The sequence below is a fragment of the Enterobacter sp. 61D5 genome (assembly GCF_034107965.1).
Classification (GTDB): domain Bacteria; phylum Pseudomonadota; class Gammaproteobacteria; order Enterobacterales; family Enterobacteriaceae; genus Enterobacter; species Enterobacter cloacae_M.
Map to the genome: position 1 here is coordinate 1 of NZ_JAWNFK010000050.1, position 269 is coordinate 269.

A 269-nucleotide genomic window follows, 5' to 3' on the forward strand; every position below is an offset into this window, starting at 1 on the left:
CAGGCGTAATCATAAAACTGCCAATATTCAGCGGATCATAAATGACGATGTCCCAGGTCCGTTCGCTTAGGAGAAAATCTTCAGTATTGCTGAATCCATGGAAAAGAACATCCCGATGCACATTAGGTTCATGGTTGAAAAGGTATTGCAGGCCAATAATTGTCAAATCACAGCAATCAATAACGGCCACGTGTATTGCTTCTTTCATGCTCATTATCCTTGTATTGGGCACCTAGATTGGTACTTATATTACCATGTATTTTTTATCG

Annotated in this window: 1 pseudogene; it reads right to left on the reverse strand. The window is 39.8% G+C overall.

Annotated elements, in window-relative coordinates:
* Positions 1-208, reverse strand: a pseudogene (locus UTM25_RS22485) (DNA-binding response regulator); the annotation flags it as partial.
* Positions 209-269 lie beyond the last annotated feature (61 nt).